This window comes from Modestobacter muralis (assembly GCF_010682105.1).
In the GTDB taxonomy this organism is placed as follows: domain Bacteria; phylum Actinomycetota; class Actinomycetes; order Mycobacteriales; family Geodermatophilaceae; genus Modestobacter; species Modestobacter muralis.
The window spans coordinates 36,071-50,635 of record NZ_JAAGWH010000055.1 but is presented as its reverse complement, the minus strand read 5'-3'; the positions used below and the strand labels follow the sequence as shown (position 1 = coordinate 50,635).

Genomic DNA, 14,565 nt, shown 5'->3' with positions numbered 1-14,565 from the left:
GACGGGGTCCTTCATCAGTCCTTGCGGCCGGCGTCCACGAGGCGCATCACCAGCACGCCCTCCTCGTCGGAGGCGTCCAGGTCGATCTCGGCGTCGACGCCCCAGTCGTGGTCGCCGGCCGGGTCGTCGAGGACCTGCCGCACCTGCCACAGCCGCGGGTCGGACTTGTCGACGATGAGCAGCGCGGGGCCGCGGGCGTCGCCGCCGGTGTTGAGCTCGCCGTGCTCGGCGAAGTAGGCCTGCACGACCTCACCCCACCGGTCGGCGTCCCAGCCGGAGGCGGCGTCGAGCTGGCCGAGGTCGTACCAGCGGCGGCGGGCGATGAGGTCGACGCGGCGGAACAGCGCGTTGCGCACCATCGCGGTGAACGCGCGCTCGTTGCCGGTGAGCGGGCGCGGCCGGGCCGGCACCGACACCGGGGCGTCGAGCGGACCGGAGGGGTTGGTCAGCTCCTCCCACTCGTCCAGCAGCGAGGAGTCGACCTGGCGCACCAGCTCGCCGAGCCACTCGACGATGTCGGTGACCTCCTCGGTGCGGGCGTCGGCCGGGACACCGGAGCGCAGCGCCTTGAACGCATCCGACAGGTACCGCAGCACCGCGCCCTCGGAGCGGGTGAGCTGGTAGGTGTTCACCAGCTCGCGGAAGGTCATCGCCTGCTCCCACATGTCCCGCACCACGGACTTGGGTGAGAGCTGAGCGTCGGCGACCCACGGGTTGGAGGTCCGGTAGGTCTCGAACGCGTACTCGAGCAGCTCCTCCAGCGGCTTGGGGTAGGTGATCTCCTCCAGCAGCTCCATGCGCTCGTCGTACTCGATGCCCTCGGCCTTCATCTGCGCGACCGCGGCGCCCTTGGCCTTGTTCAGCTGGGCGGCGATGATCTGCCGCGGGTCGTCCAGCGTGGCCTCGATGACCGAGACGACGTCCAGGGCGTAGGTGTCGACGCCGTTCTCGTCCGGGCCCGGGTCCAGCAGCCCGATCGCGGCCAGCGCGAAGGTCGACAACGGCTGGTTGAGCGCGAAGTCCGGCGGCAGGCTCACCGTGAGCCGGTAGCGGCGGCCGTCGGGCTCGGGGACGGCGAGCCGCTCGATGACGCCGGCCTGCAGCAGGCCGCGGGCGATGCCGATCGCCTCCCGGATGTGCTTGCGCTGCCGGGAGCGGGGCTCGTGGTTGTCGGTGAGCAGGTGCCGCATCGCCGCGAACGGGTCGCCGGGGCGGGCCAGCACGTTGAGCAGCATCCCGGTGGACACCTTGAAGTGGCTGGTCAGCGGCTCGGGGTCGGCGTTGATCAGCCGCTGCTGGGTGGCCTCGCTCCACGGCACCATGCCCTCGGGGGCCTTGCGGCGCACCAGCTTGCGGCGCTTCTTCGGGTCGTCGGCGACCTTGGCGAACTGCTTGAGGTTCTCCACCTCGTGCTCGGGCGCCTGGACGACGACGGTGCCGGCGGTGTCGTAGCCCGCGCGCCCGGCGCGGCCGGCGATCTGGTGGAACTCGCGGGCGTTGAGCAGCCGGGTGCGGGTGCCGTCGTACTTGCTGAGCGCGGAGAACACCACGGTGCGGATCGGCACGTTGATGCCCACGCCCAGGGTGTCGGTGCCGCAGATGACCTTGAGCAGCCCGGCCTGGGCCAGCTGCTCGATCAGCCGCCGGTACTTCGGCAGCATGCCGGCGTGGTGCACGCCGATGCCGTGGCGCACCAGTCGCGACAGCGTCGTCCCGAACGCCGAGGAGAACCGGAAGCCGCCGATCATGTCGGCGATCGCGGCCTTCTCCTCCTTGGTGGAGACGTTGACGCTCATCAGCGCCTGCGCGCGCTCCAGTGCGGAGGCCTGCGTGAAGTGGACGACGTAGACCGGCGCCTGCTTCGTCGACAGCAGTTCGTCGATCGTCTCGTGCATCGGGGTGGTCGCGTAGTAGTGCGACAGCGGCACCGGGCGCTCGGCGTTGGCGACCAGCGCGGTGGGCCGGCCGGTGCGCCGGGTGAGGTCCTCGCGCAGCGTGGTGACGTCGCCGAGCGTGGCGCTCATCAAGAGGAACTGGGCGTTGGGCAGCTCGATCAGGGGCACCTGCCAGGCCCAGCCGCGGTCGGGGTCGCCGTAGAAGTGGAACTCGTCCATCACGACCAGGCCGATGTCGGCGTCCGGGCCCTCGCGCAGCGCGATGTTGGCCAGCACCTCGGCGGTGCAGGCGATGATCGGGGCGTCGGCGTTGACGCTGGCGTCACCGGTGAGCATGCCGACGTTGGCCGCGCCGAAGACCCCGCACAGGGCGAAGAACTTCTCGCTGACCAGCGCCTTGATCGGTGCGGTGTAGAAGCTGACCCGGTCGGTCGCCAGCGCCGCGTACTGCGCGCCGGTGGCCACCAGTGACTTGCCCGAGCCGGTCGGGGTGGCGAGGACGACGTTCGCCCCGCTGACCAGCTCGATCAGCGCCTCCTCCTGCGCCGGGTAGAGCACCGTGCCCGAGGCCTCGGCCCACTCGGCGAACCGGGCGAAGACGGCGTCCGGGTCGCTGCCCAGGGCCAGCAGGTCGGACAGGTCGTCAGGGTCGGCGATCAGCGGAACCGCGCCGGACGAGGGCAGCGCGGAGGCGGGGGAGTCGGCCGGGGTCGAGTCGGTACCGGCGGGGGAGAGCGTCATCGTGCCCATCAGCGTGCCCGATGCCGCAGACGTTCCCGCGCCGGGCCGGGCCCAGCCGGGTCACCCGTTCGGGTCACGAACCGGTCTCGGTGGGTCGCTGCGTGCATGAAGAGGCGAACAGTGGGACATTAGGTGAACGGAAGGTTAACGAGAGGTGGATGTCATGCGTGAGAACCTGTGCCCGGAGCTGCACTGGGTGGCCGTCGTCGACGGTGCCGGACGGCGTCGTCTCGAGATGCGCTGGGAGCAGCCCGTCGGTGCCGTCGTCCCGATGCGCAGCACTGCGCGCGTGGCCGCGTCCCGCGCGGCCTGAACGACGACGTCCCACCGGCTGCCGGTGGGGCGAGCAGGAGACCGACCGGCGACCCGGGAGGAGGCGAGGCGCGCGACACGTGCCTCCTCGCCACCTCCCGGGTCGCTGGCGGTCCGGGGTCACGTCGACGGTGCGGGCACCCGCCGGCGCGTGCGCGGGTTCGCCGAGTCCGGGCTCGGGTAGGCGGGACACGACGCGGTACCGGGCCGGCCGCAGGATCAGCCGGCCGCGTGAGCAGAGCGCGGGAGTGCCGCCGTCCGTGAACCGCAGGAGGACCACCATGTCGTCACCGCGCCCCGAGTCCCAGCCCGAGCAGCAGCAGACCCCGCCCGGCGTCCTCGCCGAGATGACCCCCACGCCCGACCACGGCGAGGAGAGCTACGTCGGCTCGGGGAAGCTCACCGGCAAGCGGGCCGTCATCACCGGCGGTGACAGCGGCATCGGCCGCGCCGTCGCGATCGCCTTCGCCCGCGAGGGCGCCGACGTGCTCATCTCCTACCTCAACGAGCACGAGGACGCGCAGGACACCGCGAAGTACGTCGAGCAGGCCGGCCGCAGGTGCGTCCTGGTCCCCGGCGACCTGTCCGACCGGGCGCACGCCAAGACGATCATCCCCAAGGCGGTCGAGGAGCTCGGCGGGATCGACATCCTGGTCAACAACGCCGCGTTCCAGATGAGCCACGAGACGCTGGACGAGATCAGCGACGACGAGTGGGACCACACCGTGGCCACGAACCTCACCGCGATGTTCATCCTGTGCAAGGACGCCATCCCGCACATGGGGCCGGGCTCGGCGATCGTGAACTCCTCGTCGGTGAACTCCGACATGCCCAAGCCCAACCTGGCGCCCTACGCCATGACGAAGGCCGGCATCGCCAACTTCACCGCCAGCCTGGCGCAGATGTACGGCGACAAGGGCATCCGGGCCAACAGCGTGGCCCCGGGGCCGGTGTGGACCCCGCTCATCCCGGCGACCATGCCCCCCGAGCAGGTGGCCAGCTTCGGCTCCGAGGTGCCGCTGGGCCGCGCCGCGCAGCCGGCCGAGCTGGCGCCGGCGTACGTCCTGCTGGCCAGTGACGAGGGCAGCTACATCTCCGGTGCCCGCCTCGCGGTCACCGGCGGGAAGCCGATCCTCTGATGGTCTTCGTCTGGGGCTGGGGCGGCGGGGGGCCGCGTCGCCGACGTGGCTTCCGCCGTCCCGGCTACGGCCGCGGGTACGGCCCCGGCTACGGTCCGCCGCCCGGGTACGGCGGGTACGGCCCGGCGTACGGGCGCAACGACTCGTGCCTGCGCAACCTGTTCTTCCTCAACACCGGTTGCTGTCTGGCCCAGGCCCTCGGCTGCGGGATGGACCTCCTGCTGGTGGCGCCCACGACCCTGCGCAGGGTCCGATCGGAGAGCCCGGGCGGCCGGACAGCTGACCGGCTGATCGCGGCGGTGCGGGTCTACCAGCGGGAGGTCAGCCCGCGCCGCGGTGCCTGTTGCCACTTCACGCCGACCTGCTCGGCGTATGCGATCGAGGCGGTCGAGCGGCACGGGGCGCTGCGCGGCAGCTGGCTCACCGCGCGGCGGCTGGTGCGCTGCCGGCCCGGCGGCCGGCGGGGCGAGGACCCGGTCCCCGCCTGAGGGAGGACCCCGCTGCCCCCCACCACTCGCGAGCCGGTGACGGGACGCGGCAGCGGGGCCGGGTCACCGGACGGCGTCGGCGATCGCGCGGACGTCGTCCGGTCGCACCCGGCAGCAGCCGCCGACCAGCCGCGCGCCGGCGGTCACCCAGGCCCGGACGTCCCCGACCCCGGTCGTGCCGGTCCAGCGGCGGGCGACGGCGTCCCAGCTCTCGCCGCTGTTCGGGTAGGCCACGACCGGCTTCCCGCTGGCCGCCTGCGCCGCCACGACGGCCGGGACCACCGTGGCCGGATCGGTGCAGTTGACGCCCACGGCCACCACCTGCGCGACCCCGCGCGCCATCCCGAGGACGTCGGCGACGAGCTCGCCCCGGCGGGTGCGGACGGCCCCGTCCGGTCCGGTGACCGCGGAGACCGAGAGCCACACCGGGACGTCGAGGGCGGTGACCTCGTGCAGCAGCGCCTCGACCTCGGCGGCCGCGGGCAGCGTCTCGCAGGCCAGCACGTCGGCGCCGGCCTCGGCGAGCACCTCCAACCGTGGCCGGTGGAACGCACGCAGCGCCGCCACCGGGACGTGGTCGACGTAGTCCCCGGAGTACTCCGACCCGTCGGCCAGGTACGCCCCGTACGGGCCGACCGACCCGGCGACCCAGCCCTCGGGTGCGCCCTCCCGGGCCAGCGCCACGGAGCGGGCCATCAGTGCACGTGCCTCGTCGGCGCCGATGCCGGCGGCGGCGAAGCCCGGGAGGGTCGCCTGGTAGCTGGCCGTGGTCGCCACCTGGGCGCCGGCCGCGGCGAAGGCGGCGTGCGCGGCGACGATCGCCCCGGGGTCGTCGCGCAGCAGCCGGGCCGACCACAGCGCCGACGTGACGTCGTGCCCCCGGGACTCCAGTTCGGTGGACAGGCCGCCGTCGAGCACGACGGGTCCGTCGGCGAGGGCGGCGGCGAGGCTGGTCACCGGTCCATGGTGCCGGGTCGCGGCCCTCCCGGTGACGTCAGCGGGGGGTGCGGCCCCGCCGGTGGTCGGCGGCCACGAAGGCCACGGCCAGCGCCAGCGGCACCGCGCCGGAGAGCAGTGTCATGCCCAGGACGTCGCCGAGGCCGGCCGGGGCGCCGGAGGAGGCCAGCAGCGACCACCCGAGCGCGGTCATCGGCACCGTGACCACCCCGGTGCCCAGCGCGGCGCGGATCCGGGCGCCCCGCCCGTCGGCGTGGGCCAGCGCACCGGCGAGCAGCGCGGCGACCAGCGGGACCAGGCAGCGCACGGCCAGCCCGCCGGGCCGCTCGCCGGTGCCGGCGTAGGAGGTCAGGGACAGCGCCGAGGTCAGCGAGACCACCATCGCGCCGATCACGAGCAGCCACCACACCCGGACCGCGCCGGCGGAGTCGAAGGTGCGCTCCGGGCGCACCGCGCGGCCGGCGGCCCAGACGCACAGCGCGCCGCAGATCAGCAGGAAGGTCACCAGCGACTGCGGGACGGCGCCCACGGCACCACCGACCCGCTGCGGCAGCTGCCAGGGCTGGTCGCCGAGCAGGGCCAGCAGGACGGTGAGCCCGAGGATGAGCGGCACGACCAGCCCGGCGCGCGTGCCGGTGACCGGGCGGGGCGCCGTGGCGGCGTCCAGCTGCTCGGCGCGGGCCAGCAGGTCACGGAACCGGTCGTCCTGGGCGGCGGCGAAGGCCCGGTCGTCCTCGGTCTGCGCGGGGTCGGGCTGCGCACTGACGGAGTTGCCGGCGAACTCGGTGCCGGTGACCAGCTGCAGGTGGTTCGCGCTCCGGGTCGTCACGTCCTGAGCGTCACACGCAGTGACCGCACCGGCGAGCCGAGTGGGTGACGTGCACCCGACCGGGCGACCTCCTCGTGACCGGCCGTGGGCAGACGTCCCCCGGACCGGTGACGCGGCCCGCCCCGGCCCGGCCGCGAACTCGGTGGTGGACGCCGACGGTGACCAGGGAGGATGGGCGCATGGCCGGTGACGACGCGTTCGGTGACCTGCCGGTCGTCGGGTCGCTCGTCGTCCCGGCGTCCGCGCTGTCGTGGCGGTTCTCCCGGTCGTCCGGGCCCGGCGGGCAGGGCGTGAACACCGCTGACTCGCGGGTGGAGCTCGTGGTCGCTCCGCTGGAGCTGGCCGGGCTGACCGAGACCCAGCGGGCCCGGCTGACCGAGCGGCTCGGCCCCCGGCTCGTCGACGGCCTGCTCACCATCGCGGCGAGCGAGCACCGGCAGCAGCTGCGCAACCGGGAGGCCGCCCGTGCCCGGCTGGCCGCGGTCCTGCGCGCCGCCGTCGCCGCGCCGCCGCCGGTCCGTCGGAAGACCAAGCCCTCGCGCGGGTCGCAGGAGCGCCGGATCAAGGCCAAGAAGGAGCGCGGGCAGACCAAGCGGCTGCGCGGCTCCTGGGACTGAGGCCTGACTGCGGGGTCAGCGCCGGCGGGTGAGCCACGAGCCCACCAGCACGCCCGCCAGGGCCCAGACCGCGCCGGCCCCCACCCCGGCGAGCACGACCCAGAAGGGGACCCGCAACTGGTCCGTCGCCACGTGCACCAGCCGCTGCTCGGTCGTCTCGTCCATGCACCGGAGCGTGGCCCAACCGCCGCGCCCCCGCCAGGGCCTGCGGCACGGACGTCCAGCCGGTGGGTGCGCGGTCCGGTCGGGTGCCCACAGGTCGGGTGCTGGTCGCTTGTGCTCTGCTCCCTCCCAGGGAGCAGAGCACAAGCGAGGAGGTGGTGGTCCCGTCGACCGCGCCGGCTCAGCCGTGAGCCAGGACCCAGCTCGAGCCCGGCGCAGGACCTGGCCGCCGAGCGACGCAGTGCGTACGGTCCGGCCGTGCCGCCGCGCGGGCTGACCAGGTGGACCGGCGCGCCGCGTCGGGTTCGGGTGGTGGCCGCAGCGACGGTGCTCCTGCTCGGGTACGGCACGGCCGTGCACGTGATTCAGTTGGTGGACGCCGGCTTCGCGCCCTACCCGCACCTGCCGGGCTGGCTGCGGAGCTACTTCATCGGCCTGACCGTCCTCGACCCGCTGGCCGCCGTCCTGCTCGCCCGCGCTCGGCGGAGCGGCGTCGTCCTGGCGGTGGGCGTCCTGGTCACCGACGCCGCGGCCAACGCCTGGGCGAACCTGGTGCTCGACGAGAGCCCGGGCCTGACTTCCGGTCGGGTCGGTACCGCGGTCATCGCGGCTCTGGCGGTGGTCCTGCTCGTCACCGCGCGGCCGCTCTGGCGGCACGCGGGCGGCCCCGGTCGCTAGCCTCCGCCCGTGACGCTGACCTGGTGGCTCGTCTACGTCGCCGGTCTGCTCCTCTTCGTCGGCGCGTTCATCGTGCCGCTGCTCCGCTCGGAGCCCGCAAGACGGCTCACCGCGGCGAGGGCGTTCGAGGGCGGGGGGCCGTGGGCGGCCGTGGCCGGCGTCGTCGGCTCGGGCTTGCTGATGACGGTGGTGGGGATGGCCACCGAGGGCGTCCTGGCCGCGGCTGCGGTCCCTGGCTCGGCGGTCGCCGTCGGCGTGGTCGCCTGTGCGCTGGTCATCCGGCGGCACAACGCGCGGCTCACTCGGACCGGCCGGGGCGGGACCGACCGCTGACGGCCGCGCGGCCTTACCGTGCGGTTGTGGACCTCGACCGGGCCGTCGCCGCGGTGCTCGCCCTGCCCGGGGTGACCGAGGCCGACCACCACGGACGGCGCTCGTTCCGGGTCGGTGCTGGCACGGTGCTGGCCACCGTGCCCTCGGACGGCGTGCTGAACGTGCTGGTCGGCGAGGAGCTGGCCCAGGCGGTCGCGGCACAGCCCGGCGTCACGCTGCTCACCTGGGGCATGACCACCCCCGGTGTGTGCGTCGAGCTGACCGTCGTCGACCCCGACCTGCTCGACGAGCTGCTGCACGCGGCCTGGTCGCGGCGCGCCCCGGCGTCCCTGCGGCGGCAGCTGCCCGGCTGAGCAGTCAGCGCGGCGGCCCCACCGTCGTGGTGAACGGGGCCAGCAGCAGGCGGCACTCCCGACGCAGGTCCAGCACGAAGACCGCCCACAGGCCGATCAGCACGGCGAGCGCGAGCACGGCCCAGTCGAGCAACGTCGACGGTCCCGGTGAGGCGATGAACCAGACGGCCTCACCGGCCAGGAGCACCGCTGCGGCCAGCACCAGCGGGAACGCCCAGCGGGCGCCCCGCTGGCTCTGCCACCAGTGCGGACCCGTGGGGCGCAGCACCGCGGCCGCGTAGACGACCGCCGCCCAGGCGGCCGGCTCGTGTGGGTGCCGGTGGCCGAGCTTCGCAACGCGCACCACCTCACGTCGCAGCGCGTACGGGTATGCCGCCCAGGTCCGGCGGACCCAACGCCGTTCATCGCGGGTGGTCGGCACGCTCAGGTCGAACACGGGCCGAGGATGGCAGCACGACGTGCCCGGTGGCCGCACCGCCACCACCGGCTCGGTGTGAGGCCGACGGAACGCGACCTTGACGCGGGCGCATCGGCGGGGAAACCGCGCCACCGCAGTCTCGGTTCGTGTCCACCGCCGTCTCGCTGCCGCACCCGGCGACCGGTACGCGCACCACCGCCACCCACTGCCCGTACTGCTCGCTCCAGTGCGGCGTCACGATGACCGCCGGCGACCGCCCGGCGACGTTGGTGCCCGCGGACTTCCCGGTCAACCGCGGCGGCCTGTGCTCCAAGGGCTGGTCGGCCCCCGAGCTCCTCGACCACCCCGAACGGCTCACCCGCCCGCTGGTCCGCGCCGTCCCCGGCGACCGCACCAGCCCGCTGGTGGAGAGCACCTGGGACGACGCCCTCGACCGCATCGTCACCGCCGTCCGCACCACCCAGGACCGGCACGGCCGGGACGCCGTGGGCTGCTTCGGCGGCGGTGGGCTGACCAACGAGCAGGCCTACCAGTTCGGCAAGTTCGCCCGGGTCGCGCTGCGCACCAGCGCCATCGACTACAACGGCCGGTTCTGCATGTCCTCCGCAGCGGGCGCCGCGATCAAGGCGCTCGGCCTCGACCGCGGGATGCCCTTCCCGCTGGCCGACGTCGCCGAGGCCGACGTGGTCGTGCTGGTCGGCAGCAACCCGGCCGACACCATGCCCCCGGCCATGCAGTACTTCGACGCCGGCCGGGCGCGTGGCGCCGAGCTGATCGTCGTGGACCCCCGCCGCACCAACACCGCGAAGAACGCGAGCCTGCACCTGCAGCCGCTGCCGGGCACCGACCTGGCGCTGGCCAACGGGCTGCTGCACATCGCGCTGGCCGAGGGGCTGGTCGACGAGGCGTACATCGCCGCACGCACCACCGGCTTCGACGACGTCCGGGCCGGGGTCGCCGGGTACTGGCCCGACCGGGTCGAGCGGCTCACCGGCGTGCCGGTCGCCCAGCAGCGCCGCACCGTCTTCGCCCTGGCTCGCGGCAAGCGGGCGATCATCCTGTCCGCCCGCGGGGCCGAGCAGCACCGCAGCGGCACCGACACCGCGCTGGCCTGGATCAACCTCGCGCTGGCCCTCGGCCTGCCCGGCCGCGAGGGCAGCGGCTGGGGCACCGTCACCGGCCAGGGCAACGGGCAGGGCGGTCGCGAGCACGGGCAGAAGGCCGACCAGCTGCCCGGCTACCGGAAGATCACCGACCCGGCCGCCCGCGCCCACGTCGCCGCCGTCTGGGGCGTGGACCCCGAGTCGATCCCCGGCCCCGGCCGCAGCGCCTTCGAGATGCTCGACGCGCTGGGCACCGACGGCGGCGTGCGCACGATGCTGGTGCTCGCCTCCAACATCGCCGTCTCCGCGCCCGACGCCCGCCGCGTCATCAGCCGGCTCGGGAACCTGGACTTCCTCGCCGTCAGCGACTTCTTCCTCTCCGAGACCGCCGAGCTCGCCGACGTCGTCCTCCCGTCCGCCATGTGGGCGGAGGAAGAGGGCACGATGACCAACCTCGAGGGCCGGGTGGTCCGCCGCCGCCAGGCGATGAGCGCCCCCGACGGCGTCCGCGACGACCTCCAGTCCCTGGCCGAGCTGGCCGGTCGGCTGGGGGCCGCCGGGTTCAGCGGGGACGCCGGGACCGTGTTCGCCGAGCTCGGCCGGGCCAGCGCCGGCGGGGCCGCCGACTACTCCGGCATCAGCTACGACCGCATCGACGCCGAGGACGGCGTCTTCTGGCCGTGTCCGCAGACGCCGGCCGGAGCCCCCGAGCACCCGGGCACGCCGCGGCTGTTCACCGAGCGGTTCGCCACCCCCGACGGGCGGGCGCGCTTCCACCGCGTCGAGCACGTCGACGCCCACGAGCGGCCCGACGCGCAGTACCCGTACGTGCTCACCACCGGCCGGGTGCTCGCCCAGTACCAGTCGGGCACCCAGACCCGCCGAAGCAGGAGCCTGCAGCTCATCGCCCCGACGCCGCGCGCCGAGCTGCACCCCGACCTGGCCCGGACGCTCGGCATCGCGCAGGGCGACGCGGTCGAGCTGGCCACCCGCCGCGGCCGCGCCCGCTTCCACGCCCAGGTCACCGACACCATCCGGCCCGACGTCGTCTTCGTCCCGTTCCACTGGGGCGGCGGCGCCAGCGCCAACGCGCTCACCGACCCCGCCCTCGACCCGACCAGTCGGATGCCGGCCTTCAAGGTCTGCGCGGTCGCCGTCACCCGCGTCGGGGTGGCCGAGGAGCGCATCCCGGCCCCCGAGCCGGCCGCCCAGCCGCAGCCCCTCGCCCACACCCCACCCACGGCCCACACCCCGCACGCCCCGTCACGGAGGAGGACCACCAGCGTGAAGAGCACCCCGCGCTTCCTGTCCGGCGTCTACCCGATCACCGGCGAGGGGCTGGGCAAGCCCGGCCCGGTCGACCCGGCGTTGCGCTACCAGGTGCCGGAGGGGAGGACGGCGCAGGCGCTGTACTTCCGCGGCGGCAACTCCACCGACGAGCTGGTCTACCTGCTCCTGGTGCGCGACGGCGAGCCGATGCGCTGGTTCCCGATCGGAGCTAAGGGCGACTGCCACGTGCCGCTGCGCGTGGTCGAGGACCTCGACGGCGGCACCGTCGTCGAGCTGCACGCCGCGGCGCCGCTGGGCGTCACCGGCGAGATCGTGGTCGACCTGGGACTGGTGGAGGTCTGATGACAGCTGTCCTCGGCGGGCGCCCCGAAGGCGTGAGCACGCTGCACTTCGCGATGGACGAGGCCGACGGGATCGACACCCGCCAGCGCCTGGTCGTCATCGGCAACGGCATGGCCGGGGCCCGGGTGGTCGAGGAGGTGCTCGAGCGCGGCGGCGGCGACCAGTTCGCGATCACCGTGTTCGGCGAGGAGCCGCACGGCAACTACAACCGGATCATGCTCAGCCACGTGCTGGCCGGCGAGGAGCACGAGGACGACATCGTCCTCAACAGCCACGACTGGTACGCCGACAACGGCGTCGTCCTGCGGGCCGGGGTCCGGGTGGTGCGGATCGACACCCACGCCAAGGTCGTGCACGCCGCCGACGGGACGACGGCGCCCTACGACCAGCTGGTCATCGCCACCGGCAGCCGCTCCTTCGTCCCGCCGATGACCGGGCTCTACCAGGCCGAGGAGCAGCTCATCCCCGGCGTCTTCGGCTTCCGCACCATCGACGACACCCGCGCGATGCTGGCCGCGGCCGCCGAGCACGACAAGGCCGTCGTCGTCGGCGGTGGGCTGCTGGGCCTGGAGGCCGCCCGCGCGCTGCAGGGCCACGGGCTGGCCGTCGAGGTCGTGCACGCGGGCACCCACCTGATGAACCAGCAGCTCGGCGCGGAGGCCGGGGCGATCCTGGCGAAGAGCGTGGAGGCGCTGGGCATCGTCGTCCACCTGGCCACCCGCACCACCGAGGTCATCGGCCCCGACCGGGTGCGCGGCGTCGTCCTGGCCGACGGCCGGGCGATCGACGCCGACATGCTCGTCCTCGCCGCCGGCATCCGGCCGGTCACCGAGGTCGCCCTGATGAGCGGCATCGAGGTCGAGCGCGGCGTCGTCGTCGACGACCAGCTGCGCACCGACGACCCCGACGTCTACGCGGTGGGGGAGTGCGCCCAGCACCGCGGCGAGCTCTACGGCCTGGTCGCCCCGGTCTGGGAGCAGGCCCGGGTGCTCGCCGATCTGCTCACCGGCACCGACCCGGACGCGGAGTACCACGGCTCCCGGACGGCGACGAAGCTCAAGGTCGCCGGCGTCGACGTGGCCACCATGGGCATCAGCAGGCCCGAGCGGGACAGCGACGAGTTCTTGGTGATCTCCGAGCCGAAGCGGGGCGTGCACCTGAGCGTCGTCGTCCGGGACGACAAGCTCATCGGCGCCACCCTGCTTGGTGACACCCGCAAGGTCGCCTACCTGACCCAGGCCTTCGACCGCGGCACCCCGCTGCCGGAGGAGCGGATCAAGCTGCTGGTCGACCTCTCCGACGGCGCCGCGGAGGTGGGCGTGGCCGAGCTGCCGCACGACTCCCAGGTCTGCAACTGCAACGGCGTCACCAAGGGCGCGATCTGCGAGGCGGTCGCCGGTGGCTGCGGCAGCGTCGGGGCGGTCATGGACAAGACCCGCGCGGGCAAGGGCTGCGGCTCGTGCAAGGGCCTGGTCAAGCAGGTCGTGGAGTGGGCCGCCGACGGCGACGTCGTCGAGGACCCCGCCGCCAGCTGGTACGTCCCCGGCATCCCGATGGCCAAGCCCGAGCTGATGGCCGCCATCCGCGAGCGCGGGCTGCTCAGCCCCTCGGCGGTGTTCGCGGCGCTGGCCCCCGGGGGTGCGGAGGACGCCAAGTCCAAGATGGGCCTGACGTCGCTGCTGCGGATGATCTGGGGCAAGGACGCCGTCCAGGAGAACGACGCGAAGTTCATCAACGACCGCGTGCACGGCAACATCCAGCGCGACGGCACGTTCTCCGTCGTCCCGCAGATCAAGGGCGGGGTGACCACCCCGGCGCAGCTCCGGAAGATCGCCGACGTGGCCGAGAAGTACGAGGTCCCGATGGTCAAGATCACCGGTGGCCAGCGGATCGACCTGCTCGGGGTCCGCAAGGAGGACCTGCCGGCGATGTGGAACGACCTGGGCATGCCCTCGGGCTACGCATACGGCAAGAGCTTCCGCACCGTGAAGACCTGCGTCGGCAGCGACTTCTGCCGCTTCGGCCTGGGCGACTCCACGCAGCTCGGCATCGACCTGGAGACCCGCTTCCAGGGCATCGAGAGCCCGGCGAAGATGAAGATGGCCGTGGTCGGGTGCCCACGGAACTGCGCCGAGGCCTATGTCAAGGACGTCGGCGTCGTCGCGGTCGGGAACGGCAAGTGGGAGGTCTACGTCGGCGGCGCCGCCGGGGCCAGCATCCGCAAGGGCGACCTGCTGGCCACCGTCGACTCACCCGAGGCCGTGATGGAGCTGTCGGGCCGGTTCATGCAGTACTACCGGGAGAACGCCAACTGGCTCGAGCGCACCTACGACTTCGTGCCCCGGATCGGGCTGGAGAAGATCAAGGCGGTGCTGCTGGAGGACAGCGAGGGCATCTGCGCCGAGCTGGACGCCAACATGCAGCAGTCGATCGACGCCTACACCGACCCGTGGGGCCAGGACGGCAAGGCACCGGCCACGCCGGGCCAGTTCCGCACCGCCCTGCCGCTGGTCGAGCTGCCGCTGGTGCCGGTCCGATGAGCGTCACGCAGAGCGAGGCCGCGGCCGGCGGACCGGGCCTGTTCGGCACCCAGGAGGTCAGCGCGGGCACCCCGCACGTCGTCGGCCGGGTCGAGGAGGTGCCGCCCGGTGAGGGCCGCGCCTTCGTCGTCGACGGCGTGCAGGTGGCGGTGTTCCGGCTGCGGGACGGCTCGCTGCACGCCACCCAGGCCGCCTGCCCGCACGCCGGCGGACCGCTCGCCGACGGGCAGACCGACCTCGACGTGCTGGTCTGCCCGTTGCACCTCTACACGTTCCGCTGGACCGACGGCACCAGCCCCGGCGGCGCCGCGTCGCTGCGCGTGTACCCGGTCCACGAGGAGTCCGGCCAGCTCGTCGTCACCGTGTGA

General features: G+C 74.0%; 15 protein-coding genes. 10 read left to right on the top strand and 5 right to left on the bottom strand.

The features are described 5' to 3' along the window. Positions 1-14 precede the first annotated feature (14 nt). The gene (locus GCU67_RS18365) at positions 15-2,636 is read right to left on the bottom strand and encodes a DEAD/DEAH box helicase (RefSeq protein ID WP_246215343.1); all 2,622 of its coding nucleotides are present in this window, start codon (positions 2,634-2,636) and stop codon (positions 15-17) included. 163 nt (positions 2,637-2,799) lie between these two features. On the opposite strand from GCU67_RS18365, the gene GCU67_RS18360 reads away from it, so the two are divergent. The 3 genes from GCU67_RS18360 (at position 2,800) to yidD (ending at position 4,575) form a co-directional block, all read left to right on the top strand. After that, the gene (locus GCU67_RS18360) at positions 2,800-2,949 is read left to right on the top strand and encodes a hypothetical protein (RefSeq protein WP_163612801.1); all 150 of its coding nucleotides are present in this window, start codon (positions 2,800-2,802) and stop codon (positions 2,947-2,949) included. Positions 2,950-3,229: 280 nt separating this feature from the next. Next, positions 3,230-4,087, top strand: coding sequence for an SDR family oxidoreductase (locus GCU67_RS18355; protein WP_163612800.1), 858 nt, complete (start codon positions 3,230-3,232; stop codon positions 4,085-4,087). Further along, complete coding sequence (yidD, locus tag GCU67_RS22095; protein WP_163612799.1) at positions 4,087-4,575, top strand: membrane protein insertion efficiency factor YidD; 489 nt, start codon at positions 4,087-4,089, stop codon at positions 4,573-4,575. Before GCU67_RS18355 ends, yidD begins: the two co-directional genes overlap by 1 nt. 63 nt (positions 4,576-4,638) lie before the next feature. Here the strand turns inward: yidD and mmuM are convergent, their stop codons facing one another. Then, positions 4,639-5,532, bottom strand: a complete 894-nt coding sequence (gene mmuM / locus GCU67_RS18345; protein ID WP_163612798.1) for a homocysteine S-methyltransferase — start codon at positions 5,530-5,532, stop codon at positions 4,639-4,641. A 37-nt stretch (positions 5,533-5,569) separates the two neighbouring features. Next, the gene (locus tag GCU67_RS18340; RefSeq protein ID WP_163612797.1) at positions 5,570-6,361 is read right to left on the bottom strand and encodes a hypothetical protein; all 792 of its coding nucleotides are present in this window, start codon (positions 6,359-6,361) and stop codon (positions 5,570-5,572) included. A gap of 179 nt (positions 6,362-6,540) precedes the next feature. Here GCU67_RS18340 and arfB point away from each other — a divergent pair, with 179 nt between their 5' ends. Then, positions 6,541-6,978: an alternative ribosome rescue aminoacyl-tRNA hydrolase ArfB gene (arfB, locus tag GCU67_RS18335; protein ID WP_163612796.1), complete on the top strand. Its 438-nt coding sequence runs from the start codon at positions 6,541-6,543 to the stop codon at positions 6,976-6,978. A gap of 15 nt (positions 6,979-6,993) precedes the next feature. Here arfB and GCU67_RS18330 read toward each other — a convergent pair whose 3' ends face one another. Further along, complete coding sequence (locus GCU67_RS18330; RefSeq protein ID WP_163612795.1) at positions 6,994-7,143, bottom strand: hypothetical protein; 150 nt, start codon at positions 7,141-7,143, stop codon at positions 6,994-6,996. Between the two features lie 309 nt (positions 7,144-7,452). Between GCU67_RS18330 and GCU67_RS18325 the strand changes: the two genes are divergently transcribed. The 3 genes from GCU67_RS18325 to GCU67_RS18315 are packed head-to-tail and all read left to right on the top strand — an operon-like array spanning position 7,453 to position 8,504. After that, positions 7,453-7,818: a hypothetical protein gene (locus tag GCU67_RS18325; RefSeq protein ID WP_338105139.1), complete on the top strand. Its 366-nt coding sequence runs from the start codon at positions 7,453-7,455 to the stop codon at positions 7,816-7,818. A gap of 9 nt (positions 7,819-7,827) precedes the next feature. Beyond that, positions 7,828-8,151 (top strand): hypothetical protein, encoded by a 324-nt coding sequence (locus tag GCU67_RS18320; protein ID WP_163612793.1) that lies wholly within the window; start codon positions 7,828-7,830, stop codon positions 8,149-8,151. Positions 8,152-8,177: 26 nt separating this feature from the next. Next, entirely contained in the window at positions 8,178-8,504 is a 327-nt protein-coding gene (locus GCU67_RS18315; RefSeq protein WP_163612792.1) for an MmcQ/YjbR family DNA-binding protein, read from the top strand. A gap of 4 nt (positions 8,505-8,508) precedes the next feature. On the opposite strand, the gene GCU67_RS18310 is transcribed toward GCU67_RS18315, so the two are convergent. Further along, positions 8,509-8,940 (bottom strand): hypothetical protein, encoded by a 432-nt coding sequence (locus tag GCU67_RS18310; RefSeq protein WP_163612791.1) that lies wholly within the window; start codon positions 8,938-8,940, stop codon positions 8,509-8,511. A 128-nt stretch (positions 8,941-9,068) separates the two neighbouring features. Here GCU67_RS18310 and GCU67_RS18305 point away from each other — a divergent pair, with 128 nt between their 5' ends. From GCU67_RS18305 to GCU67_RS18295, 3 genes are read left to right on the top strand one after another with little or no spacing between them, the layout of a single operon-like run. Continuing rightward, positions 9,069-11,657 (top strand): molybdopterin oxidoreductase family protein, encoded by a 2,589-nt coding sequence (locus tag GCU67_RS18305; protein WP_338105138.1) that lies wholly within the window; start codon positions 9,069-9,071, stop codon positions 11,655-11,657. Beyond that, complete coding sequence (nirB, locus tag GCU67_RS18300; RefSeq protein WP_211661662.1) at positions 11,657-14,197, top strand: nitrite reductase large subunit NirB; 2,541 nt, start codon at positions 11,657-11,659, stop codon at positions 14,195-14,197. Before GCU67_RS18305 ends, nirB begins: the two co-directional genes overlap by 1 nt. Then, positions 14,194-14,565 (top strand): Rieske (2Fe-2S) protein, encoded by a 372-nt coding sequence (locus GCU67_RS18295; RefSeq protein WP_163612790.1) that lies wholly within the window; start codon positions 14,194-14,196, stop codon positions 14,563-14,565. The genes nirB and GCU67_RS18295 overlap by 4 nt, the downstream gene beginning before the upstream one ends.